22 protein-coding genes are annotated in these 22,591 nt (G+C 66.3%); 15 read left to right on the top strand and 7 right to left on the bottom strand.

Annotated features, from left to right (window positions below):
• The first annotated feature begins 60 nt into the window (after nucleotides 1-60).
• The 8 genes from gshB (at nucleotide 61) to LCI23_RS09930 (ending at nucleotide 7,424) form a co-directional block, all read left to right on the top strand.
• A complete protein-coding gene (gene gshB / locus LCI23_RS09965) occupies nucleotides 61-1,011 on the top strand; it encodes a glutathione synthase (protein WP_224946304.1) in 951 nt (316 codons plus the stop codon).
• A gap of 1 nt (nucleotide 1,012) precedes the next feature.
• Entirely contained in the window at nucleotides 1,013-1,420 is a 408-nt protein-coding gene (locus LCI23_RS09960) for a PTS sugar transporter subunit IIA (protein ID WP_224946303.1), read from the top strand.
• 59 nt (nucleotides 1,421-1,479) lie between these two features.
• On the top strand, nucleotides 1,480-1,749 hold the full coding sequence (locus LCI23_RS09955) for an HPr family phosphocarrier protein (RefSeq protein WP_224946302.1): 270 nt from the start codon (nucleotides 1,480-1,482) through the stop codon (nucleotides 1,747-1,749).
• Between the two features lie 41 nt (nucleotides 1,750-1,790).
• Entirely contained in the window at nucleotides 1,791-3,566 is a 1,776-nt protein-coding gene (gene ptsP, locus LCI23_RS09950; RefSeq protein ID WP_224946301.1) for a phosphoenolpyruvate--protein phosphotransferase, read from the top strand.
• 49 nt (nucleotides 3,567-3,615) lie between these two features.
• Nucleotides 3,616-4,785, top strand: a complete 1,170-nt coding sequence (locus tag LCI23_RS09945; RefSeq protein WP_224946300.1) for a homoserine O-acetyltransferase — start codon at nucleotides 3,616-3,618, stop codon at nucleotides 4,783-4,785.
• On the top strand, nucleotides 4,782-5,405 hold the full coding sequence (gene metW / locus LCI23_RS09940; protein WP_224946299.1) for a methionine biosynthesis protein MetW: 624 nt from the start codon (nucleotides 4,782-4,784) through the stop codon (nucleotides 5,403-5,405). The genes LCI23_RS09945 and metW overlap by 4 nt, the downstream gene beginning before the upstream one ends.
• Before the next feature lie 141 nt (nucleotides 5,406-5,546).
• A complete protein-coding gene (locus LCI23_RS09935; protein WP_224946298.1) occupies nucleotides 5,547-6,446 on the top strand; it encodes a M48 family metallopeptidase in 900 nt (299 codons plus the stop codon).
• Nucleotides 6,447-6,449: 3 nt separating this feature from the next.
• Complete coding sequence (locus LCI23_RS09930) at nucleotides 6,450-7,424, top strand: pseudouridine synthase (RefSeq protein ID WP_224946297.1); 975 nt, start codon at nucleotides 6,450-6,452, stop codon at nucleotides 7,422-7,424.
• A gap of 3 nt (nucleotides 7,425-7,427) precedes the next feature.
• Here the strand turns inward: LCI23_RS09930 and LCI23_RS09925 are convergent, their stop codons facing one another.
• Nucleotides 7,428-8,198, bottom strand: a complete 771-nt coding sequence (locus LCI23_RS09925) for an exodeoxyribonuclease III (RefSeq protein ID WP_224946296.1) — start codon at nucleotides 8,196-8,198, stop codon at nucleotides 7,428-7,430.
• Between the two features lie 158 nt (nucleotides 8,199-8,356).
• Here LCI23_RS09925 and pyrE point away from each other — a divergent pair, with 158 nt between their 5' ends.
• Entirely contained in the window at nucleotides 8,357-9,016 is a 660-nt protein-coding gene (gene pyrE / locus LCI23_RS09920; RefSeq protein WP_224946295.1) for an orotate phosphoribosyltransferase, read from the top strand.
• Between the two features lie 29 nt (nucleotides 9,017-9,045).
• Here pyrE and LCI23_RS09915 read toward each other — a convergent pair whose 3' ends face one another.
• The 4 genes from LCI23_RS09915 to gatC all read right to left on the bottom strand — a co-directional run bounded on the left by LCI23_RS09915 (nucleotide 9,046) and on the right by gatC (nucleotide 13,783).
• The gene (locus tag LCI23_RS09915) at nucleotides 9,046-10,017 is read right to left on the bottom strand and encodes a transposase (protein ID WP_224946294.1); all 972 of its coding nucleotides are present in this window, start codon (nucleotides 10,015-10,017) and stop codon (nucleotides 9,046-9,048) included.
• Nucleotides 10,018-10,395: 378 nt separating this feature from the next.
• Nucleotides 10,396-11,856, bottom strand: a complete 1,461-nt coding sequence (gene gatB / locus LCI23_RS09910) for an Asp-tRNA(Asn)/Glu-tRNA(Gln) amidotransferase subunit GatB (RefSeq protein ID WP_224946293.1) — start codon at nucleotides 11,854-11,856, stop codon at nucleotides 10,396-10,398.
• A gap of 101 nt (nucleotides 11,857-11,957) precedes the next feature.
• Nucleotides 11,958-13,433, bottom strand: a complete 1,476-nt coding sequence (gene gatA / locus LCI23_RS09905) for an Asp-tRNA(Asn)/Glu-tRNA(Gln) amidotransferase subunit GatA (RefSeq protein ID WP_224946292.1) — start codon at nucleotides 13,431-13,433, stop codon at nucleotides 11,958-11,960.
• Between the two features lie 50 nt (nucleotides 13,434-13,483).
• Complete coding sequence (gatC, locus tag LCI23_RS09900; protein ID WP_224946291.1) at nucleotides 13,484-13,783, bottom strand: Asp-tRNA(Asn)/Glu-tRNA(Gln) amidotransferase subunit GatC; 300 nt, start codon at nucleotides 13,781-13,783, stop codon at nucleotides 13,484-13,486.
• 311 nt (nucleotides 13,784-14,094) lie between these two features.
• Here gatC and LCI23_RS09895 point away from each other — a divergent pair, with 311 nt between their 5' ends.
• The 6 genes from LCI23_RS09895 (at nucleotide 14,095) to LCI23_RS09870 (ending at nucleotide 21,094) form a co-directional block, all read left to right on the top strand.
• A complete protein-coding gene (locus tag LCI23_RS09895; RefSeq protein ID WP_027865858.1) occupies nucleotides 14,095-15,138 on the top strand; it encodes a rod shape-determining protein in 1,044 nt (347 codons plus the stop codon).
• A 120-nt stretch (nucleotides 15,139-15,258) separates the two neighbouring features.
• Nucleotides 15,259-16,419 (top strand): rod shape-determining protein MreC, encoded by a 1,161-nt coding sequence (mreC, locus tag LCI23_RS09890; protein WP_224946290.1) that lies wholly within the window; start codon nucleotides 15,259-15,261, stop codon nucleotides 16,417-16,419.
• Nucleotides 16,409-16,927, top strand: coding sequence for a rod shape-determining protein MreD (gene mreD / locus LCI23_RS09885; RefSeq protein WP_224946289.1), 519 nt, complete (start codon nucleotides 16,409-16,411; stop codon nucleotides 16,925-16,927). Before mreC ends, mreD begins: the two co-directional genes overlap by 11 nt.
• 25 nt (nucleotides 16,928-16,952) lie before the next feature.
• Nucleotides 16,953-18,947 carry a penicillin-binding protein 2 gene (gene mrdA / locus LCI23_RS09880; protein ID WP_224946288.1) on the top strand — a complete coding sequence of 665 codons (1,995 nt, stop codon included), beginning with the start codon at nucleotides 16,953-16,955 and terminating at the stop codon, nucleotides 18,945-18,947.
• A gap of 3 nt (nucleotides 18,948-18,950) precedes the next feature.
• Nucleotides 18,951-20,066: a rod shape-determining protein RodA gene (gene rodA, locus LCI23_RS09875; protein ID WP_224946287.1), complete on the top strand. Its 1,116-nt coding sequence runs from the start codon at nucleotides 18,951-18,953 to the stop codon at nucleotides 20,064-20,066.
• 17 nt (nucleotides 20,067-20,083) lie between these two features.
• Entirely contained in the window at nucleotides 20,084-21,094 is a 1,011-nt protein-coding gene (locus tag LCI23_RS09870; protein WP_224946286.1) for a septal ring lytic transglycosylase RlpA family protein, read from the top strand.
• A 35-nt stretch (nucleotides 21,095-21,129) separates the two neighbouring features.
• Here LCI23_RS09870 and LCI23_RS09865 read toward each other — a convergent pair whose 3' ends face one another.
• Together LCI23_RS09865 and LCI23_RS09860 are read right to left on the bottom strand one after the other, a co-directional pair.
• Nucleotides 21,130-21,849: an SPOR domain-containing protein gene (locus LCI23_RS09865; protein WP_224946285.1), complete on the bottom strand. Its 720-nt coding sequence runs from the start codon at nucleotides 21,847-21,849 to the stop codon at nucleotides 21,130-21,132.
• A gap of 13 nt (nucleotides 21,850-21,862) precedes the next feature.
• Nucleotides 21,863-22,588, bottom strand: coding sequence for a type III pantothenate kinase (locus LCI23_RS09860; protein ID WP_224946284.1), 726 nt, complete (start codon nucleotides 22,586-22,588; stop codon nucleotides 21,863-21,865).
• Nucleotides 22,589-22,591 lie beyond the last annotated feature (3 nt).

Raw genomic sequence — 22,591 nt, 5'->3', positions numbered from 1 at the left:
CTGCCCGCGAGAAATCGCATTTCCGGCTAAAATCAGGCATTCCCCTCCATTGCCCGCGCCATGAACATCGCCTTCCTCGCCGACCCGCTCTCTTCCTTCAAGATCTACAAGGATTCGACCTTTGCGATGATGCGCGAAGCGGCGCGCCGCGGCCACGCCGTGTACGCCTTCGAGCAGCGCGACATGGTGCTGGAAGAGGGCGCGGTCACGGCCGAGGTCAGGCGCATCCACCTGACCGGCGAGCCGGATGCCTGGTACCGCGCCGATGCCCCGGAGATCGTGGCCCTGTCGGTGTTCGACGCCGTCATCGAGCGCAAGGACCCGCCTTTCGACATGGAGTACGTGTACGGCACCTACCTGCTGGAACTGGCCGAACGCCAGGGCGCGCGCGTGTTCAACCGTCCCGGCGCGATCCGCGACCACAACGAAAAGCTCACCATCGGCCAGTTCAGCGGGTACACCTCGCCAACCCTGGTGAGCTCGAACCCGGCCCGCCTGCGCGCCTTCCACGACAAGCACGGCGACGTGATCTTCAAGCCGCTGGACGGCATGGGCGGCGCCGGCATCTTCCGCGTCAAGGCGGATGGCATGAACCTGGGCTCGGTGATCGAATCGCTCACCGACAACGGCCGGCATTCGATCATGGCCCAGAAATTCATCCCTGCCATCACGCAGGGCGACAAGCGCGTGCTGGTCATCGGCGGCAAGCCGGTGCCGTTCACGCTGGCGCGCATCCCGCAGGGCAATGAAGTGCGCGGCAACCTGGCCGCCGGCGGCCTGGGCGTGGCCATGCCGATCACCGAGCGCGAGCGCGAGATCGCCGAGGCCATCGGCCCGGTCCTGGCCGCGCGTGGTTTGTTGCTGGTAGGATTGGATGTGATTGGCGAGTACCTGACCGAAGTCAACGTCACTAGCCCGACCTGCTTCCAGGAAATCGCCGACCAGACCGGATTCGACGTGGCCGCGATGTTCATCGACGCGGTCGAACAACAAGTATCGAAAGCGAACTGACATGGTAGGCATCCTCCTGCTGACCCACGCGCCGCTGGGCCAGGCCTTCATCGCCGCGGTGGCGCACGTGTTCCGCGGTCCCACCGAGCGCTTCGAGGCGATCGACGTCAGCGCCGACCAGGACCTGCACCAGGTGAACTGCCTGGCCAGGGAAGCGATCGCGCGCCTCGACGAAGGCGACGGCGTGCTGGTCATCACCGACATCAAGGGCGGTACGCCCTCGAATTGCTGCACTTCGCTGCAGGACGCCGGCCATGTGGAAGTCATCGCCGGCATCAGCCTGCCGATGCTGCTGCGCGCGATCACCTACCGCCGCGACAGCCTCGATGTGGTGGTCGAGATGGCCCTGGCCGGCGCCCAGAACGGCGCGGTGCGGGTCGACAACCGGATCCGCGTCGGATCGAGCTGATCGGATCGAACTGAACTTCACCCCTTCCTACCATTTGGCCACGGGCACATAACGAGAACATGATTCAACAGGAACTGGAAATCATCAACAAGCTGGGCCTGCACGCCCGCGCCTCCGCCAAGTTCACCCAGCTGGCCGCCAAGTTCAAGAGCGACGTCTGGCTTACCCGCAACGGCCGCCGCATCAACGCCAAGTCGATCATGGGCGTCATGATGCTGGCCGCCGGCAAGGGCGCCAAAGTGCTGCTCGAGGCGGACGGCCCGGACGAGGAAGCCTGCGTCGCGGCGCTGGCAGGCCTGGTCAACGACAAGTTCGGCGAAGGCGAATAATGCCGCGCGAAGCGGTTCCTACCCGCCACACGGGACCATCGATGGCATCGTTCACGCTCCACGGCATTCCGGTATCGCGCGGCATCTCGATCGGCCGCGCGCACCTGCTCACGCCGGCCGCGCTCGACGTCAAGCACTACCTGGTGCCGGAAGAGCAGGTCGAGGCCGAGGTCGCGCGCCTGCAGGACGCGATCGCCGAGGTGCACCGTGGGCTGCAGGCCCTGTGGACCGAGCTCCCCAAGGACGCCCCGACCGAACTGGGCGCCTTCATCGACGTGCACGCGCTGATCCTGTCCGACCCGATGATCTCGGAAGCGCCGCTCGACATCATCCGTACCCGCCACTACAACGCCGAATGGGCGCTGGTGACCCAGATCGACGAGCTGTCGAGCCAGTTCGACGAGATCGAGGACGAGTACCTGCGCGAGCGCAAGCACGACATCCAGCAGGTGGCCGAGCGCGTGCTGAAAGTCCTGATGGGCAGCGCCAGCGCGATGCCGCCGTCGTTCCCGGCGGGCGAGGACCATGCGCCGCCTTCGATGATCGTGGTGGCGCACGATATCTCGCCGGCCGACATGCTGGCCTTCCGCGACCGCGATGGCGAGAACCGTTCCTTCATCGGCTTCGTCACCGACGTCGGCGGCCAGAACTCGCACACCGCGATCGTCGCACGCTCGCTCGACATCCCGGCCGTGGTCGGCCTGAGCCAGGCCTCGCGCCTGATCGAGCAGGACGACTGGGTGATCATCGACGGCGACGCCGGCGTGGTGATCTGCAACCCGAGCCAGCTGGTGCTGGAACAGTACCGTGCGCGCCAGGCTGCGCTCATCAAGGCGCGCAAGCGCCTGCTCAAGCTCAAGAAGACGCCGGCGGTGACGAAGGACGGCACCGCAATCACGCTGCTGGCCAACATCGAGCTGCCGGACGACTGCCCGGGCGCGCTGGAGGCGGGCGCGATGGGCGTCGGCCTGTTCCGCTCCGAATTCCTGTTCATGGGCCGCGGCCCCAACGGCCTGAAGGTGCCCGGCGAGGACGAGCAGTTCGAGCAGTACCGCAAGGCGGTGGTGGCGATGAAGGGCCGTCCGGTGACGATCCGCACGCTCGACGTCGGCGCCGACAAGCCGCTCGACCCCACCGAGCATACCGCCCTGAACCCGGCCCTGGGCCTGCGCGCGATCCGCTACTGCCTGGCCGAACCGCAGCTGTTCCTGACCCAGCTGCGCGCCATCCTGCGCGCCTCCGCCTATGGAAAAGTACGGATCCTGATCCCGATGCTGGCGCATGCCTTCGAGATCGACCAGACGCTCGCCATGATCGAGCAGGCCAAGGCCCAGCTGCGCGCAGAGGGCGTCAAGTACGACCCGGGCGTGGAAGTGGGCGCCATGATCGAGATTCCCGCGGCCGCGCTGGCGCTGCCGATGTTCGTCAAGCGCATGCAGTTCCTGTCGATCGGGACCAATGACCTGATCCAGTACCTGCTGGCGATCGACCGCGTCGACTACGAAGTGGCGCACCTGTACAACCCGCTGCACCCGGCGGTCCTGAACCTGATCGCCCATACCATCGCCACCGGCCACAAGGCCGGGCTGGACGTGGCCGTATGCGGCGAGATGGCGGGCGACCCCAAGCTCACCCGCCTGCTGCTCGGCATGGGCCTGCGCGAATTCTCGATGCATCCGGCCCAGCTGCTGGCGGTGAAGCAGGAAATCCTGAATAGCGACCTGGCCGCGATCACCACCCGCACCCGGCGCATCCTGCGCGCGGTCGAGCCGGACGAGATCGCCGCCGCCGTCGAACAGCTGCAGAACCTCGGATGACCGGGGCGCGCGGCAACACGAAACACATGAAGAAGCACACGCAACCCCCATGGCATCGATAGGAAACGTCACACCGCAGGCGATGCATTTCGCCGAACCCCTGCCGCTGCAAAGCGGCGCCCAGCTGGGCGACTACACGCTGATGTATGAGACCTATGGCTCGCTGAACGCCGAGCGCTCGAACGCGGTGCTGGTCTGCCACGCGCTGAACGCCTCGCACCACGTGGCCGGCACCTACGCCGGCAAGCCCAAGAGCCAGGGCTGGTGGGACAACATGGTGGGGCCGGGCAAGCCGGTCGACACCGACCGCTTCTTCGTCATCGGCGTCAACAACCTCGGCTCCTGCTTCGGCTCGACCGGTCCGATGCACACGAATCCGGCCACCGGCAAGCCGTATGGCGCGGCCTTTCCGCTGCTGACCGTGGAAGACTGGGTGGCGGCCCAGGCGCGCCTGGCCGACCGCCTCGGCATCGACTGCTTCGCCGCCGTGATGGGCGGTTCGCTGGGCGGCATGCAGGCCCTGTCCTGGAGCATCCTGTACCCGGACCGCCTGCGCCACTGCATCGTGATCGCTTCCACCCCCAAGCTGTCGGCCCAGAACATCGCCTTCAACGACGTGGCGCGCCAGGCCATCCTCACCGATCCCGACTACCATGGCGGCGACTTCTACGAGCACGGCGTGGTGCCCAGGAACGGCCTGAAGGTGGCGCGCATGGTCGGCCACATCACCTACCTGTCGAACGACGACATGGCGGAAAAATTCGGCCGCAAGCTGCGCAATGCCGCCGAGAGCGACGACTACGCTTTCGATTTCGGCGTCGATTTCGAGATCGAATCCTACCTGCGCTACCAGGGCGACAAGTTCTCGGAATACTTCGACGCCAACACCTACCTGATCATCACCAAGGCGCTCGACTACTTCGACCCGGCGCGCGCCCACGGCGGCGACCTGGCCAAGGCGCTGGCTGCCACCAAGGCGCAGTTCCTGATCGCCTCTTTCAGCACCGACTGGCGCTTTTCGCCGGAGCGCAGCCGCGAGATCGTCGAGGCCCTGCTGTCGAACCGGCGCAAGGTGAGCTATGCCGAGATCGACGCGCCGCACGGCCACGACGCCTTCCTGCTGGAAGACCCGCGCTACATGGCGGTGGTGCGCGCCTACTACGACCGCATCGCCGCCGAACTCGGCGAACACCGCGCCGCGGCAAGGGAGGCGGCATGAACGCCCGCGAACTGGACGCGCTGCGTCCCGACCTGGCCTTCATCGCCGACTGGGTGCGCGAGGGGTCGCACGTGCTCGACGTCGGCTGCGGCGACGGCGCCATGCTGCGCTACCTGGAACTGGGCAAGCACTGCACCGGCTACGGCGTCGAGATCGCCGACGACAAGGTGCTGGAGAGCACCCAGCGCGGCATCAGCGTGATCCAGCACGACATGGAAGAGGGCCTGGACCTGTTCCGCGACAACAGCTTCGACATGGTGCTGTGCCTGTCCTCGCTGCAGATGATGCAGCATGTCGAGGCGCGCCTGCGCGACATCGTGCGGGTCGGCCAGGAAGCCATCGTGTCCTTCCCCAACTTCGCCTACTGGCCGCACCGCGTGGCATTGATCTGCGGCCGCATGCCGGTGTCGCGCACCTTGCCTTACCAATGGTTCGACACGCCCAACGTGCGCTACGCAACCATCCACGACTTCCAGGACCTGGCCGAGAAGTGCGGGCTGGAAGTGCTGGAGTACGTGGCGCTGGCCGAGGGGAAGGTGGTGCGCTTCCTGCCGAATCTGCGCGGCAGCCTGGCGGTGTTTCGCCTGCGCAAACGCTCCGGCGTCAGCGGACCGGCGTGAGTGATTGGCCTGGCAACCCGGCGCTTATGTGCGGTGGCGGCTTGTCGGGCCGCCCGTGATCCGCGATGATCGGCGCTGATGGATCCATTCAGCTTATTTCTTGGGAGATAGTGCTGCTAAGAACAGCCTATCGCTGACGACATGAAAACATTCAAGCATCTGGCGGGCGGCCTCGCGCTGTGCGCCGCCTTTGGCGTGGCCGGTGGCGCGGCGGCACAGGACGACCGCAACACCACGGTCCAGGACGGCATCGAGGTACGGCCCCTGTCGCGTTTTAGCAAGGTGGTCCCGGCGGAAACGGTGAACCAGGCGGCGGCGCAGCAGTACACGCAGATGATGAGCCAGGCCCAGCAGAAAGGTGTGCTGCTGCCGCCCTCGCATCCGGAAGTGCAGCGCCTGCGCGCCATCGCCCGGCGCATCATTCCGCACAGCACGCGCTGGAACCAGGAAGCGAGCCGCTGGCAGTGGCAGGTCAACGTCATCGATTCGAAGGACGTGAACGCCTTCTGCATGCCGGGCGGCCGGATCGGCTTCTTTACCGGCATCCTCACCTCGCTGAAGCTGACCGACGACGAGGTGGCGGCCGTGATGGGACACGAGATCGCCCACGCGCTGCGCGAGCATAGCCGCGAAAAGATGGCCAAGCAGGGCCTGACCAACATCGGCGCGCGCCTCACCGGCCTGGCGGCATCGGCCTTTTTCGGCGTCGATCCGAACATCACCGGCATGGTCACCAACGCCGGCGCCCAGCTGGTCGGGCTGAAGTTCTCGCGCAACGACGAGCGCGAGGCCGACCTGGTCGGCCTCGACATCGCCGCCCGCGCCGGCTACGACCCGCGCGCCGGCATCGCCCTGTGGCGCAAGATGGCGGCCCTGAGCCAGCGCGCGCCGATCGAGCTGCTCTCGACCCACCCGGGCGGGGAAAGCCGCATCAACGACATGCAGGCGCACATGAACGTGCTGCTGCCGGTGTATGCGCGCACCAAGGGGACCACCGCCGCGAAGCTGCCGCCCTACCGCAGCAACGTCGCCCTGCGCTAGGCGATGGGCAGCAGCCGCAAGGGCCACCAGGCCGAAGCCAATGCCTACGTGCCGCTGCCCATCCGCGACGGCGTCGCGCCCAGCTACCTGTGGCTGACCGAAACGCGCGCCGGCGGCATGCTGCGCTTCCTGGCCGAACGCTTTCCCGACGTGTCCGAAGGCGCATGGGCGAGCCGCCTGGCGCGCGGCGAAATCGTCGATGCGCAGGGCGCGCCGCTGCGCGCCGACAGCCCGGTGCGCCAGGGCATGCGCATCTGGTACTACCGCGAGCTGGAAACACCGGAAACCCCGATTCCGTTCCAGGAGACGGTGCTGCACCAGGACGAGCACCTGCTGGTGGCCGACAAGCCGCACTTCCTGCCCACCATCCCGACCGGGCGCTTCCTGCACGAGACGCTGCTGGTGCGCCTGAAGAAGCGCTACGGCCTGCCGCACCTGACCCCGATCCACCGGCTCGACCGCGAGACCGCGGGCGTGGTGATCTTCTCGCACAACCCGGATTCGCGCGGGGCCTACCAGTCGATGTTCCAGAAGCGGGTGGTGAAGAAGGTGTACGAGGCCCTGGCCGGCCCGATCGAGGGCAGGGAGTTCCCCTTCACCTATCGCAGCCGCATGCAGGATGCGGAGCAGTTTTTTGTGAGCGCGGAAGTGCCGGGCGAGCCGAATTCCGAGACCGTGGTCGAGCTGATCGAGCGGCGCGGCGCGCTGGCGCACTACCGGCTGCATCCGCATACCGGACGCAAGCACCAGCTGCGCCTGCACCTGGCGGCGCTGGGCGCGCCGATCCTGAACGACGCTTTCTATCCGGTCGCGCTGCCCTGCAAGGGGGATGATTTCAACGCGCCGCTGCAGTTGCTGGCGCGCGCGATCAGCTTCGACGATCCGCTGACGGGGGAGACACGGCGTTTCGATAGCCGCTTCCGGCTGGCATGGCCGGTGGACGCGTATTCAGAAGACAAGCTTCTGAATACGGCTTGACTATCAGAGATCGTAATCAATGATGAGCGGCGCGTGGTCGCTGAAGCGCTCGTCCTTGTAGACCGATACCGATGTCGCGCACGCCGCGATGCCCGGGGTGGCCACGTGGTAGTCGATGCGCCAGCCCACGTTCTTGGCGTAGGCCTGGCCGCGGTTGCTCCACCAGGTGTAGTCGGCGGCGTCCGGCGCCAGCTTGCGGTGCACGTCCACCAGGCCGATCTCGTCGAAGATGCGGCTCATCCAGGCCCGTTCTTCCGGCAGGAAGCCCGAATTCTTCTGGTTGCTCTTCCAGTTCTTCAGGTCGATTTCCTTGTGGGCGATGTTCCAGTCGCCGCAGATCACCACTTCGCGTCCCTCGGCCTTCAGTTCCTGCAGGTGCGGCAGGAAGACTTCCATGAAACGGAACTTGGCCAGCTGGCGCTCCGGCGACGAGGAGCCGGACGGGCAGTACACCGAAATCACCGTCAGGTTGCCGAAGTCGCAGCGGGTGTAGCGGCCTTCGGCGTCGAATTCGGTACAGCCGAAGCCGATGCGCCTGTTGTCCGGCGCGCTGCGGCTGTACACGCCGGTGCCGGAATAGCCCTTCTTCTCGGCGTAGTGGAAATGGCCATGGTAGCCGTGCGGCGCGAGGAATTCCTCGCTCATGTCGGCCTGCTGCGCCTTCAGTTCCTGCACGCAGATGAAATCGGCGGACTGGGTGGCGAGCCAGTTGAAGAAGCCTTTTTTGTGGGCGGAACGGATGCCGTTCAGGTTCGCGGAAATAATTCGTGGCATGGGATTCGAGGTGAAGGAAAGCAGGGGCCGGCACGTGGCACCGGGCCGATAGTGTAGCCTGTTTCGATGCTCTTCGGAACGGTCCCGGCCGGGCGCGGCTTCGCTCCCGCGAAGTGGGCGGTTTACAATACGCGCTTTCGACCATTCAGGAGAAGCACGTGAGCGACTTGCGCCAGGAATTTATTGCATTTTCGGTGGGGGCCGAGGTATTGAAGTTCGGTAACTTCACGACCAAGGCGGGGCGCCAGTCGCCGTACTTCTTCAACGCCGGCCTGTTCCACGATGGCGCGACGCTGGGCCGGCTGGCGCAGTTCTACGCCCAGACCCTGCTCGATTCAGGCGTCGCATTCGACATGCTGTTCGGACCCGCGTACAAGGGCATCACGCTGGCCAGCGCAACCGCGGTGGCGCTGGCCGCCAAGGGCCGCAACACCTCGTTTGCCTACAACCGCAAGGAAGCCAAGGACCATGGCGAAGGCGGCACCATCGTCGGCGCCAAACTGGCGGGCAAGGTCGTGATCATCGACGACGTGATCTCGGCCGGCACCTCGGTGCGCGAATCGGTCGACATGATCCGCGCCGCCGGCGCCGAACCGGCCGCCGTGCTGATCGCGCTCGACCGCATGGAGCGTTCGGGCAAGGACGACGCGCTGTCGGCGCACTCGGCGGTGCAGCAGGTGTCGCAGGAATTCGGCATCCCGGTGATTTCGATCGCCAACCTGGACGACCTGTTCACCTACCTGTCGAACGATGCCGGCGCCGAGCTGGGCGCGCACAAGGAGGCCGTGGCCGCCTACCGCAGCCGCTACGGCGTCTGACGCGTAGATACCGTCTTGGCGGTCAAGCCCTACATCGCAAATTTCGGATCGTAGGGCTTACCGCTGTGGATGACCCCGAAGCAGAGGTGAGCGAGCTTACGCATCGCGGCGCCAATGGCCGCCATCTTTGACTTACCTTTTGTAAGCAGACGGTCGTTGAGTGCCTTGATGTGTGGGTTACAGCGTCGTGCAACAACGGCAGGCATGTACAGCACCTTGCGCAAATAAGCAGGGCCAGCTTTGGACATGCGCGGTCGACCACGTACAGACGAGCCAGATTGCCACTCTACAGGTACCAGGCCAAGGTAAGCGGCGAGCTGCTCGGCACGGTCAAATGTTCGCCCTGCAAACAGGGCTGTCATATGACCCGAGACGCGCGGACCGACACCTGGAATGGTCTCAAGAAGTTCCTTTTTGTTTCGCAGGTCTGGATCGTTGTCGATATGCTCGGCAATCATTTTCTCCAGTCGTTTAAGTTCAGCTTCGTGGAAGACGATCGATTGGGCGATCGATTCTCCAACTGCTTCAGGAGCTGGGCTGAAATCATTTGCTTCCTGGCGGTTTCGTTCGCGCTGTAAATCGTCAGCGACAGCATCTCGTCGCGTCAGCAGCGCCTTGAGCCGGCGCGCTGACTGTGACGGTGGCTGCCATGGTGCGGGATTCTGAGCCGCGCCAAAGCGCGCCAGAACGGCGCTATCTGCCTTGTCGGTCTTGGTTTTGACACCCAAACCTTGAGCAAATGCGCGCAGTTGGGCTGGATTGATGAGCGATACCACCAGCCCTGCATCGGCTAACGCCAGTGCGGCGTTCTCGTGATACATCCCGGTCGGTTCCATCACTACATGGGGCTTGAGCGCCTTCTGTTTGTCCAGCCATTCGAGCAGCTGGGTAAAGCCGGCCGGTGTATTTGCCAGCGACTTCGATTTCAGTTTGCCACTCGTGGTATCGAGCAGCATGCAGTCAAGCTTGGCTTTGGCGACATCTACGCCCAGGTAAAACATAGTCTCTCCTTGTGTTCTCGATCATCACACCCACTCTCCTTGTGCATACAGGGTCATAGCCCTTGGCTACCGTCCAGTGTTTGGTATGGTGTGCGAACGAGGTGAAGGGCTTGATCTACCTTCCAAGGTCGAGCCTTAAGGGTGGGCCCAAGCTGGTCTTCACCTCAATTGGCAGTAGCTAACCACCAATGAGAACAAGATACAAGGGTGGGCGGCTGCACCCGTCGCCTTGCATCACGCCGGTGCATGCGCCGCCCACGCGGTGAGCGTTGGCGGCAAGATCATCCGGCGCGCGAGCGGAGCCGCCAACGATCACCGCGTGGGCGGCCTCAAGGCCTGGGGCCGACCAGCATGCCGGGTGGAGCCGCCCACCCTACATCAGCCGGCCAGCTTCTGCTTCAGCAGCTCGGTCACCTGGGCCGGATTGGCCTTGCCCTTCGAGGCCTTCATGGTCTGGCCGATCAGGGCGTTGATCGCGGCTTCCTTGCCGGCGCGGTACTGTTCCACCGACTTGGCATTGGCGGCGAGCACCTCGTCAACGATCGCCGCCAAGGCGCCCGTGTCCGAGATCTGCTTCAGGCCCTTCTGTTCGATCACGGTGTCGGCCAGGTTCACGTCATCCGACCCGGCTTCCCACATGGCTGCAAACACTTCCTTGCCGGCCTTGTTCGAGATGGTGCCGTCGGCGATGCGCTTGAGCAGCAGGGCCAGCTGGGCGGCGGACACCGGCGCTTGCTCGAGCTCCACGCCTTCGCGGTTCAGGGTCGAGGAAACATCGCCCATCATCCAGTTGGCGGCGGCCTTGGCGTTTTCCTTGCCGGCCGTGGCCACCACGGCCTCGTAGTAGGTCGCCATCGCCTTGGAGGAGGTCAGCACCAGGCTGTCGTATTCCGGCAGGCCGTAGTCGCCGGTGAAGCGCGCGCGCAGGGCGCCCGGCAGCTCGGGCATGTCGGCCTTCACGCGCTCGATCCAGTCCTGCTTGATGACCAGTGGCGGCAGGTCCGGGTCGGGGAAATAGCGGTAGTCCTGCGCGTCTTCCTTGGTGCGCATGGAGCGGGTTTCCTTCTTGTCCGGATCCCACAGGCGGGTGGCCTGGATCACCTTGCCGCCGTCTTCGATCAGCTCGATCTGGCGCCGCACTTCGTAGTGGATCGCTTCTTCCATGAAGCGGAAGGAGTTCAGGTTCTTGATCTCGCAGCGGGTGCCGAATTCCTTCTGGCCCATCGGGCGCACCGAGACGTTGACGTCGCAGCGGAAGGAGCCTTCCTGCATGTTGCCGTCGCAGACGCCCAGCCATACCACCAGCGAGTGCAGGGCCTTGGCATAGGCCACGGCTTCGGCCGCGCTGCGCATTTCCGGCTCGGACACGATCTCGAGCAGCGGCGTGCCGGCGCGGTTCAGGTCGATGCCGCTCATGCCGGCGTAGTCTTCGTGCAGCGACTTGCCGGCGTCTTCTTCCAGGTGCGCGCGGGTCAGGTTGACGGTCTTCGTTTCCAGCTTGCCGTCCTTTTCAAAGGCGAAGCTGATGGTGCCGCCCTGGACCACCGGGTCCTCGAACTGGCTGATCTGGTAGCCCTTGGGCAGGTCCGGATAAAAGTAGTTCTTGCGCGCGAACACCGACTGCGGCGCGATTCTAGCGCCCACGGCCAGGCCGAAGCGGATCGCGCGCTCGACGGCGCCACGGTTCAACACCGGCAGCACGCCCGGCAGCGCCAGGTCCACCGGGCTGGCCTGGGTGTTCGGCTCGGCGCCGAAGCGGATCGAGCTGCCGCTGAAGATTTTGGAGTTGGTCGTGAGCTGCACGTGGTTCTCAAGACCGATGACGACTTCCCATTGCATAGTTGTTCTCTCTTTATTCTGTGGCCGCGCTGGCGTAATTTGAACGCGTGGGCGTTTGTAAATCAGGCCACTGGCCTGATTTACCCCGCCCACCCTAGGGCTTAAACGCCCTCTGGAGCGCGCTGGTGCCAGTCGGTGACTTGCTGGTACTGGTGCGCGATGTTCAGCAGCTTCGCTTCGGCAAAATAATTGCCGATGATTTGCAGGCCGACCGGGCGCTTGGCATTCTTGTCGCCCTGGCCGAAACCGACCGGGATCGACATGCCCGGCAGGCCCGCCAGGCTGGTCGACAGCGTGAAGATGTCGGCCAGGTAGTTCGCCACCGGATCGTTGGCTTTCGAACCCAGGTCCCAGGCCACGGTCGGGGCCACCGGGCCCATGATCACGTCGCACTTGTCCTTGAAGGCGGCCTGGAAGTCGTCCGCGATCAGGCGGCGGATCTTCTGCGCCTGCACGTAATAGGCGTCGTAGTAGCCATGGCACAGCACATAGGTGCCGACCATGATGCGGCGCTGGACCTCGCGTCCGAAGCCTTCGGCGCGGGTTTTGCGGTACATGTCCTGCAAATCCTTGTACTCGCTGGCGCGGTGGCCGTAGCGCACGCCGTCGAAGCGCGACAGGTTCGACGAGGCCTCGGCCGGGGCGATGATGTAGTAGGTCGGGATCGACAGCGCGGTCTTCGGCAGCGAGATCTCGACCAGGGTCGCGCCCAGCTTGACGAATTCGTCCAGTGCGCCACGTACCGCGGCCTCCACGTCGCTTGCCAGGCCTTCGCCGAAGTATTCCTTCGGCACGCCGATGCGCAGGCCATTCAAGGGCTGGTTCAGGTCGCGGGTATAGTCTTCGGCGACGTTGCCCTGTTCGACCGTCAGGCTGGTCGAATCGCGCTCATCAAAACCGATCATTTCGTTGAGCAGCAGGGCGCAGTCCTCGGCGGTCTGGGCGATCGGGCCGCCCTGGTCGAGCGAGGAGGCGAAGGCGATCATGCCGAAGCGCGACACGCGGCCGTAGGTCGGCTTGATGCCGGTGACGCCGCAGAAGGCGGCGGGCTGGCGGATCGAGCCGCCGGTGTCGGTGGCGGTGGCGGCCGGCGCCAGGCGCGCGGCGATCGCGGCGGCCGAGCCGCCCGAGGAGCCGCCCGGCACCGCCAGCGGATCCCAGGGGTTCTTCACCGGACCGAAGGCCGAATTCTCGTTGGCCGAGCCCATCGCGAATTCATCGAGGTTGACCTTGCCCAGGGTGACCATGCCGGCGCGGCCGAAACGCTCGACCACGGTGGCGTCGAACGGGCTCTCGTAATTGGCCAGCATCTTCGAGCCGGCCGTGGTGCGCCAGCCGCGGGTCACGAAGATGTCCTTGTGCGCGATCGGCACGCCGGTCAGCGGACCGGCGTTGCCGGCGGCGATGCGGGCGTCGGCCTCGGCTGCCTGGGCCAGCGAACGTGCGCGGTCCAGGTGCAGGAAGGCATTGTGGCTGCTCGCTTCGATGCGGTCGAGGTAGTGGCTGGCCAGTTCGACGCTCGATACCTGCTTCGATTGCAGGAGCGCGGACAGCTCTTTGATGGTCTTGTTATGCATGTGCGTGTCGGTTCGTGAAGACGGAGGCGGAGGCGGAGGCGAAATCAGGCTTACTCGATGACTTTCGGGACCAGGTACAGGCCGTCCTGGGCCTTCGGCGCCGGGGCCTGGTAATCCTCGCGGCGGTTCTCCTCGGTCACCACGTCGTCGCGCAGGCGCAGCGGCAGCGCCATGATGGCGGACAGCGGCTGTGACAGCGGCGCGACGCCGCTGGTGTCCACCGCCTGCATCTGCTCGGCCAGCGCGAAGATGCCGTTCAGCTCGGCCAGCGCGGTTTCCGCATGGGCCTCATCCATTTCGAGCTGGGCCAGGTTGGCGATGCGTTTTACGTCTGAAAGTGTCAGGGACATGGCAAAAGGGCGCGGCGCGGGCCGCGCGCAAAAATGTGAGTGGGCTAATAATGAATGTTGGCAGACGGTCAGCAAACGGCGCGCTACGTCCGATAAAACCTTGGAAACACCGTCGATCTCGCCTTGGAAATGGGGCCGAAAACGCCCCCTTTTCAGCATGTAATCGACAAATTATAAGGTAGAATGGCGGGCTAATGCGCTGTCGGGCTGCGAGACCGCCCGCCGCAGGAAAAGACCGCGCTGCCCGGATGCGCGCGGCAAGGACAACCCGACCAATATTCACGCGCGCCCAGTCGCGCATCAGGACACCCATGTTTGGTTCTTTACGCAGCTACTTCTCGAATGACCTGGCGATCGACCTCGGCACCGCCAACACGCTGATCTACGTGCGCGGCCTGGGCATCGTGCTGGACGAACCGTCGGTCGTCGCCATCCGCCAGGAAGGCGGCCCGAACGGCAAGAAAACCATCCAGGCGGTGGGCAAGGAAGCCAAGCAGATGCTGGGCAAGGTGCCGGGCAACATCGAGGCCATCCGCCCGATGAAGGACGGCGTGATCGCCGACTTCACCGTCACCGAGCAGATGCTCAAGCAGTTCATCCGCATGGTGCACGACTCGAAATTCTTCCGCCCGTCGCCACGCATCATCATCTGCGTGCCCTGCGGCTCGACCCAGGTCGAGCGCCGCGCGATCCGCGAATCGGCGCTCGGCGCCGGCGCTTCGCAGGTTTACCTGATCGAAGAGCCGATGGCGGCCGCGATCGGCGCCGGCCTGCCGGTGTCGGACGCCACCGGCTCGATGGTGGTCGACATCGGCGGCGGCACCACCGAGGTCGGCATCATCTCGCTGGGCGGCATGGTCTACAAGGGCTCGGTGCGCGTGGGCGGCGACAAGTTCGACGAAGCCATCGTCAACTACATCCGCCGCAACTACGGCATGCTGATCGGCGAACAGACCGCCGAAGCGATCAAGAAGGCCATAGGGTCGGCTTTCCCCGGTTCCGAAGTCAAGGAAATGGAAGTCAAGGGCCGCAACCTGTCGGAAGGCATCCCGCGCTCGTTCACGATTTCGTCGAACGAGATCCTGGAAGCCCTGACCGACCCGCTCAACAACATCGTCTCTGCCGTCAAGAACGGCCTGGAGCAGGCGCCGCCGGAACTGGGCGCCGACATCGCCGAGAAGGGCATGATGCTGACCGGCGGCGGCGCGCTGCTGCGCGACCTCGATCGCCTCTTGATGGAAGAAACCGGCCTGCCGGTGCTGGTGGCCGAGGATCCGCTGACCTGCGTGGTGCGCGGTTCGGGCATGGCGCTCGAGCGCATGGACAAGCTGGGCTCGATCTTCTCCTACGAATAAGAAAGCAGGACTGGCGGCGCGATGAGCGTGCTGGCGGGCAGGACGTGCGGCGGTACCGCGCGCGTCTGCCCGCCTTGACCTTGGCCGGCCGCACGGTCCAGACAGGACGCCAACCAGGACATGGAATACAGTCCGCCGCCGCTTTTCAAACAGGGTGCCCCGGCCCGGGTCAAGGCGATCGTGTTCGCCCTGATTTCGGTGATGCTGCTGGTCGTCGATGCGCGCTACCACACCCTCGGCGCGGTGCGCCAGGTGGCCGCCACCGTCCTCTATCCGCTGCAGATGGCCGCCCTGATGCCGCGCGAAGCGCTCGGCAACATGGCCGGCTATTTTTCCTCGATCTCCACGCTGCAAAGGGAGGTGCGCGAGCTCAAGACCCAGCAGCTGGCGCAGGCGCGCGTGCTGCAGCAGGCCCAGCTCCAGATGGCGGAAAACGCCCAGCTGCGGCGCCTGATGGATGCCAGGCAGCACCTGCCGGTGCAGGCCCAGATGACCGAGATCCTGTACGACGCGCGCGATCCTTCCACGCGCCGCATCGTGATCGACCGCGGCGCGCGCGACAAGGTCGTGCCCGGGCTGCCGGTGATCGACCATGCGGGCGTGGTGGGCCAGGTGACCCGCGTGTTCCCGTTTACGTCCGAAGTCACGCTGCTCACCGACCGCGACCAGGCGATTCCGGTGCAGGTGCTGCGCAGCGGCCTGCGCAGCATCGCCTACGGCCGCGGCCAGTCCGGCCTGCTCGACCTGCGCTTCGTGGTGGCCAATGCCGACATCCAGGTGGGCGACGTGCTGGTGACGTCGGGCCTGGACGGCATGTACCCGGCCGGCCTGGCGGTGGCCAAGGTGGTGCAGGTCGAGAACGTCGCGGCCGGTGCCTTCGGCCGCGTGGTGTGCCAGCCGCTGGCCGGCATCGACCGCAACCGCCAGCTCCTGATCATCATGTCGCAGTCGGACCTGCCGCCACGCCCGCAGGCGGAGGCCAGGCCGGCGGCGACCACCGCGCGCCGCAAGCTGCCCGACATGGCGCCGGTGCCGCCGCCGCCGCTGGCGCCGTCGCCGCTGCCGGCGCAGGGCGTCCCGGCCGGTGCGCCCGGTGCGGGGCAGGGCGCCGCGCCGGTCAATGGCGTCGGCGGCGTCGGCGGCCTGCCGTCCCGCCCGGCGCCGCAGCCGGCCGCGCCCGCGCCAGCGCCTGCGACCGCCGCCGCAAGGCCAGAGACGCAGCAGCAGCCGCAACGCGCCATGACCACCGTTCCACAGGGAAGCACGCCGAATGCCAGGTAACCGCCCGCACTATATCCTGCTGCCCGTCAGCCCGCTGTTCATCACCTTCAGCCTGGTCTGCGCCTTCATGCTCAACCTGCTGCCGCTGGGCCGTTGGGTGGGTGCGCCCGACTTCGTCGCGCTGGTGCTAGTGTTCTGGGGCATCCACCAGCCGCGCAAGGTCGGCATCGGCGTGGCCTTCGTCATGGGTCTTTTGATGGATGTGCATGACGCCAGCCTGCTGGGCGAGAACGCGCTCGCCTACACGCTGCTGTCCTATCTCGCCATCATGATCCACCGCCGCGTGCTCTGGTTCCGCCTGATGACCCAGGCCATGCACGTGTTCCCGCTGCTGCTGCTGGCGCAGACGGTGCAGGCCTTCGTCCACTTCACGGCCTCCGGGCGCTTCCCGGGCTTGCTGCACTTCGCCGAGAGCGTGGTCGCGGTCGCGCTGTGGCCGGTGATCACCTGGCTGCTGCTGGCGCCCCAGCGCCGCGCCGTCGACCGCGACCATACGCGCCCGATCTGAACCACCTGAGCCGAGTTTCTCCGCTGTGACCGAATTCAAGGACAACGACCGCGAGATCCACCTGTTCCGCATGCGCCTCACGGCGCTGGTGGCGCTCGTCTTCATCTGCTTCGGCCTGCTGGTGGCGCGCTTCGTCTGGCTGCAGGTGCTGCGCCACGACCAGTTCGCGCTGCAGGCCGAGGGCAACCGCATCGCCCTGGTGCCCATCGTGCCCAACCGCGGCCTGATCGTCGACCGTAACGGCGTGGTCCTGGCGCGCAACTACTCGGCGTATACGCTCGAGGTCACGCCGTCCAAGCTGCAGGCCAACATGGAGTCCACCATCAACGAGCTGTCCAAGCTGGTCGAGATCGACGCGCGCGACCGCCGCCGCTTCAAGCGCCTGCTGGAAGAATCGCGCAGCTTCGCCAGTGTGCCGCTGCGCACCCGCCTGACCGACGACGAAGTGGCGCGTTTCACGGCGCAGCGCTTCCGCTTCCCGGGCGTGGAGGTGCAGGCGCGCCTGTTTCGCCAGTACCCGCTGGGCGAGACCGCCTCGCACGTGATCGGCTACATCGGCCGCATCAACCAGAAAGAGGCGGCGAAGCTGGAAGAGGACGGCATCGACGCCAACTACAACGGCACCGAGCATATCGGCAAGGAAGGCGTCGAGAAGAAGTACGAGAGCTACCTGCACGGCACCACCGGCTACGAGCAGGTCGAGCGCACCGCCGGCGGGCGCGCCATCCGTACCCTGTCGCGCACCGCGCCGACACCGGGCAGCAACCTGATCCTGTCGATCGACATCGAACTGCAGAAGGTGATCGAGGAGGCCTTCGGCGAGCAGCGCGGCGCGCTGGTGGCGATCGAGCCAAGCACCGGCGACGTGCTGGCCTACGTGTCGCGTCCGGGCTTCGACCCCAATTTGTTCGTGGACGGCATCGACAGCCAGAACTGGAACGAGCTGAACACCTCGCTCGACCGCCCGCTGATGAACCGCCCGCTGTCCGGCACCTATCCGCCGGGATCGACCTTCAAGCCCTTCATGTCACTGGCCGCCCTGGAACTCGGCTTGCGCAAGCCGTCCGACGCGATCCGCGACCCCGGTTTCTACATCCTGGGCGGGCACCGCTTCCGCGACGACAAGCCGGGCGGGCACGGCGTGGTCGACATGTACAAGTCGGTGGTCGAATCCTGCGACACTTATTATTACCAGCTCGGCAACGAGATGGGGATCGACCGGATGTCGGACTTCATGAAGCAGTTCGGCTTCGGCGAACTGACCGGCATCGACCTCGAACACGAGAAGACCGGCGTGCGCCCGTCCAAGGAGTGGAAGGCCAAGCGCTTCAGCAAGAACCGTGCGGCCCAGAAATGGCACGGCGGCGACACCATCTCGATCTCGATCGGGCAGGGCTACAACAACTACACCATGATCCAGCTTGCGCACGCGGTCTCGACCCTGGCTAACGACGGCATCGTGATGAAGCCGCACCTGGTCAAGCTGATCGAGGACGGCGCCACCAAGCAGCGCACCCAGACGGTGCCGAAGGAAAGCCGGCGCATTCCGCTCAAGCAGGAGAACCTCGATTTCATCAAGCGCACCATGGTGGGGGTGACCCAGGAATCCTACGGCACCGGTTTCCGCGCCTTTGCCAACGCCGGTTACGTCTCGGCCGGCAAGACCGGCACCGCGCAGGTGATCGGCCTGCGCGGCGGCAAATACAACGCCAACGCCATCGACGAGCGCCACCGCGACAACGCGCTGTATGTCGCCTTCGCCCCGGCCGACAAGCCGACAATCGCGCTGGCGCTGATCGTGGAGAACGCCGGCTTCGGCGCCGCGTCCGCCGCGCCGATCGCGCGCAAGGCGCTCGACTACTACCTGCTGGGCAAGCGCCCGCCGCCGCCGAAGCCCAAGGATGGGGTGGGCGCCAGCCTGCCCGCCGGCGCCGCGCCGAAGGCCGCGCCGCCTGCCGCACCGGTCATCCAGGCTGCTGCGCCGGCAACGCCGGGCGTTCCAGCCACTCGAAAGGAATAAGCCATGGCGCACATTCCAGAACGCCGCTCGCTGCGGCGCCGCCTGCGTCCGTACTTCACGGTCTTCGACTGGCCGCTTGGCCTGGTGCTGTTCGTGCTGATGATGACCAGCGTGATCACCATGACCTCGGCCGGTGCCGAGTTCCCCGACCGCGTCGAGCACCAGATCCGCAACTTCCTGCTGGCCTTCGGCGTGATGTGGGTCGCCGCCAACGTGCCGCCCCAGACCCTGATGCGCCTGGCCGTGCCGATCTATACGATCGGCGTCGCGCTGCTGATCGCGGTGGCCATGTTCGGCATCATCAAGAAGGGCGCGCGGCGCTGGCTGTACGTGGGAGTGGACATCCAGCCCTCCGAGATCCTGAAGATTGCCACGCCGCTGATGCTGGCCTGGTACTTCCAGCAGCGCGCGAACGCCGCCAACTGGAAGAACTTCCTGGTCGCGGCGGCGCTGCTGCTGGTGCCCTTCACCCTGATCGCCAAGCAGCCCGACCTCGGCACCGCGCTGATGGTGGGCGCCTCGGGCTTCTACGTGATCTTCCTGGCCGGCCTGCCGTGGAAGGCGCTGCTCGGCCTCGGCCTGGCCGGCGGCGCCGCGCTGCCGATCGCCTGGTCGATGCTGCACGACTACCAGCGCGAGCGCGTGATGACGCTGATCGATCCCACCTCCGACCCGCTCGGCAAGGGCTTCCACATCATCCAGTCCGAGATCGCCATCGGTTCCGGCGGCCTGCTCGGCAAGGGCTACGCCAAGGGGACCCAGGGCGCGCTGGAATTCGTACCGGAACAGACCACCGACTTCGTGTTCGCGGTGTTCTCGGAAGAGTTCGGACTGGTCGGCAACTGCTTCCTGCTGGTCGTCTACCTGATGCTGATCGGCCGCGGCCTGATGATCGCGGCGAACGCGCCGAACACGTTTACGCGCCTGCTGGCCGGCGCGATCACGATGATTTTCTTCACGTATGCGTTCGTCAACATGGGCATGGTGAGCGGCATCCTGCCGGTGGTCGGCGTGCCCTTGCCCTTCATGAGCTACGGGGGCACCGCATTTATTACGCTAGGTCTTGGCGCAGGTATATTGATGAGTATTCAAAGACATCGTAAACTAGTGCAGACGTAATTTAACAAGGACCGCGCATGGCCGTTCCAAGAAAACAACTTGCTACGACCATCGGCACGGTCATCACCCTGGCAATCCTGGCAACCGGGTGCAGCACTAGTTCCACCGGCGAGCACAAGCCCCTGATTCCGCTGCCCTGGAAGCATCCCGCCGCCAGGCATGGCGATGCGCCGAAGCTGCCGCCGCCGAATTCGGGCCGCGGCGGTTACTACAAGGACGACGGGCCCGGCGCCAATCCACCACCCGGCCTGATGGACCTGCCCGATGCGGTGGTCAAGGCCGAGCCCTATGCCAAGTGGGCCAACCGTCCGTACGCGGTGTTCGGCCAGACCTATACCCCGATGCTGCACAACGACCCTTTCGTGCAGCGTGGCGTGGCCAGCTGGTATGGGGTGAAATTCCACGGCCAGAAGACCTCGTCCGGCGAGCTGTACGACATGTACAAGATGACCGCGGCCCATCCGACGCTGCCGATTCCCTCCTATGCGCGCATCACCAGCGTCGAAACCGGCAAGTCGGTGGTGGTGCGCATCAATGACCGCGGCCCCTTCCACGCCAGCCGCATCGTGGACGTGTCGTATACGGCGGCCCTCAAGCTCGGCCTGCTGGGCAAGGGCAGCCACCAGGTCGAGCTCGAACGCCTGTTCCCGGACGACCCGATCCGCCTTGCCTCCGAGCGCCGCAGCGCCGCCTCGGAAGCGCAGTCGGCGCCGCCCGAGATCGTCGCCCTGATGCTGGAAGACCGGGTGCGCACCGACAGCGCGGCGCTGGCCCAGGTCGTGCCCAAGCTGGTCCCGCGCGGCAGCTACTACGTGCAGCTCGGCGCCTATGGCCGCGCCGGCACCGCCGAAGCCATGGGCGCGCGCCTGCAGCAGGCCGGCGTCGAAGTCGGCAAGCTGGAAGTGGTCAAGGCGGGATCGGTGAACCGCCTGTTCGGCGGCCCCTTCGAGCGCCGCGAGGATGCGGCCGAGGCCGCGCGCGCGGTGCCGGATTCGTTCGGGCTGAAGCCGATCGTCGTCAAGCGCTGAGGCGGCAGGCCAGCGTCAGCCAGCGGCCCGTGGTCTTACTGGCAGGCGCGCAGCTGGACCCCGGCGAAATCGTCAGCGATGCCGGCAAGCCGCTTGCGTTCGTCCTGCGTCAGATCGCGGAATTGCCAGGCCGCGCGCGTGCCCTGCGGCCCACGCGGCAGCACGCGCGCACCGCGTACGCCCTGGCGTGCCAGCGAAGCGACCAGGCCTTGCGCCGCCGCCTCGCTCTTGAACACGCCCAGCGACACCGCCCACCTGAGCGGCGAATCGCCCTGCATCACGAAGAAGTTCTCGATCCCGCGTTCCTTCAGTTCGGCCACGCGCCGCTCGGCGCCTTCCTTGCCGCCGCCGGGCGGCAGGTAGACCAGGTGGCTGCTGACTTCCTGGAAGGGCACGCTGATGCGGCTGGCGCGCTGGCCGAGGCCGAGGCGGGCGATGCGGGTGTCGAAACGGCGCGCGTCGCCGGCGGCGAAGGCGCCGGCCTGGGTGCAGGCGATGGTTTCCACCGGCGCGGCGGCGGCCACGGGAAGGGGCTGCGCCGGCGGTGCGTCGGCCTGCGCGGCCGCGGCGGTTGCCGCATCGGCCACCGCGCGCGCCTCGCTCGCCGTCAGCACCACCATGCGCTCGGGCGCCAGCTGGTTCTTCAGGCGCTGCGGCTCGCGCTCGCCGTCCTCGAGCCGGCCGAGGTAGCCCTCGGCATGGGCGAACAGCCCGGCATTCAATGCCAGCAGCGCCCAGAATACGAATTTCAACAAGTGGCTTCTCCGTTCATGCGGCGGCTGCAGCGTGCAGGCCGACCAGCACGATGTTATCGACCACCTGGTGCCCGAACTTGAGGACGGGAGCGATGTAGGGCGCCGCACCGCCGGAGAGGATGCAGGTGCTGGCGCCGTGCGCCGCGCAGGCGCGCTCGATCGCGCCGGCCTGGGCCGAGAGCAGGCCCGACACGATGGCGTCGTCGGTGTTGTCGCCGAAGACCGGCGGCGGCGCGCCGCCCGGCACCACCTGCGGCAGCTGGGCCGTGTTGCGCGCCAGCGCGCTGGCCATCAGCGCCAGGCCGGGCAGGATCATGCCGCCGATGAAACGGCCGTCCGCGGTGATGGCATCGACCGTGGTCGCGGTGCCGCAGGTGGCCACGACCAGGTCCTTGCCAGGCGCCAGCGCGCGCGCCCCGATGGCGGCGGCGAAGCGGTCGCAGCCAAGCTGGCCGGGATTGCGGTAGCCGTTGCGCAGGCCCGCGCGTTGTTCCGTGGCGGCGAACCACTCGACCGGCACGCCTGCCGGCAGGGCATGTGCGATACGCTCGCGCAGTGCCGTCCCGGCCACGTTGGCCACGATCGCGCGCGTCACCCCGGCCGCGCGCCAGGCGCCGGCGGCATCGTCGAGGGCGGCGTGCGGGAGCGCCTCGAGGCGGGTCCAGGCGCCCAGCGCGGCGCCAGGGGCGGCCAGGGCCCACTTGATGCGCGTATTGCCGGCGTCGATCAGCAGCAGCATGGC

It is taken from the genome of Massilia sp. MS-15 (genome assembly GCF_020176695.1).
Lineage (GTDB): Bacteria > Pseudomonadota > Gammaproteobacteria > Burkholderiales > Burkholderiaceae_D > Telluria > Telluria hydrophila.
The sequence above is the reverse complement of the archived record's forward strand: the minus strand, read 5'-3'. Positions and strand labels throughout refer to the sequence as shown.

Bases quoted from the DNA above. Each gene is read 5' to 3' on its own strand.
- gshB (WP_224946304.1), top strand. From the start codon at position 61: ATGAACATCGCCTTCCTCGCCGACCCGCTCTCTTCCTTCAAGATCTAC.
- LCI23_RS09960 (WP_224946303.1), top strand. From the start codon at position 1,013: ATGGTAGGCATCCTCCTGCTGACCCACGCGCCGCTGGGCCAGGCCTTC.
- LCI23_RS09955 (WP_224946302.1), top strand. From the start codon at position 1,480: ATGATTCAACAGGAACTGGAAATCATCAACAAGCTGGGCCTGCACGCC.
- ptsP (WP_224946301.1), top strand. From the start codon at position 1,791: ATGGCATCGTTCACGCTCCACGGCATTCCGGTATCGCGCGGCATCTCG.
- LCI23_RS09945 (WP_224946300.1), top strand. From the start codon at position 3,616: ATGGCATCGATAGGAAACGTCACACCGCAGGCGATGCATTTCGCCGAA.
- metW (WP_224946299.1), top strand. From the start codon at position 4,782: ATGAACGCCCGCGAACTGGACGCGCTGCGTCCCGACCTGGCCTTCATC.
- LCI23_RS09935 (WP_224946298.1), top strand. From the start codon at position 5,547: ATGAAAACATTCAAGCATCTGGCGGGCGGCCTCGCGCTGTGCGCCGCC.
- LCI23_RS09930 (WP_224946297.1), top strand. From the start codon at position 6,450: ATGGGCAGCAGCCGCAAGGGCCACCAGGCCGAAGCCAATGCCTACGTG.
- LCI23_RS09925 (WP_224946296.1), bottom strand. From the start codon at position 8,198: ATGCCACGAATTATTTCCGCGAACCTGAACGGCATCCGTTCCGCCCAC.
- LCI23_RS09915 (WP_224946294.1), bottom strand. From the start codon at position 10,017: ATGTTTTACCTGGGCGTAGATGTCGCCAAAGCCAAGCTTGACTGCATG.
- gatB (WP_224946293.1), bottom strand. From the start codon at position 11,856: ATGCAATGGGAAGTCGTCATCGGTCTTGAGAACCACGTGCAGCTCACG.
- gatA (WP_224946292.1), bottom strand. From the start codon at position 13,433: ATGCATAACAAGACCATCAAAGAGCTGTCCGCGCTCCTGCAATCGAAG.
- gatC (WP_224946291.1), bottom strand. From the start codon at position 13,783: ATGTCCCTGACACTTTCAGACGTAAAACGCATCGCCAACCTGGCCCAG.
- LCI23_RS09895 (WP_027865858.1), top strand. From the start codon at position 14,095: ATGTTTGGTTCTTTACGCAGCTACTTCTCGAATGACCTGGCGATCGAC.
- mreC (WP_224946290.1), top strand. From the start codon at position 15,259: ATGGAATACAGTCCGCCGCCGCTTTTCAAACAGGGTGCCCCGGCCCGG.
- mreD (WP_224946289.1), top strand. From the start codon at position 16,409: ATGCCAGGTAACCGCCCGCACTATATCCTGCTGCCCGTCAGCCCGCTG.
- rodA (WP_224946287.1), top strand. From the start codon at position 18,951: ATGGCGCACATTCCAGAACGCCGCTCGCTGCGGCGCCGCCTGCGTCCG.
- LCI23_RS09870 (WP_224946286.1), top strand. From the start codon at position 20,084: ATGGCCGTTCCAAGAAAACAACTTGCTACGACCATCGGCACGGTCATC.
- LCI23_RS09860 (WP_224946284.1), bottom strand. From the start codon at position 22,588: ATGCTGCTGCTGATCGACGCCGGCAATACGCGCATCAAGTGGGCCCTG.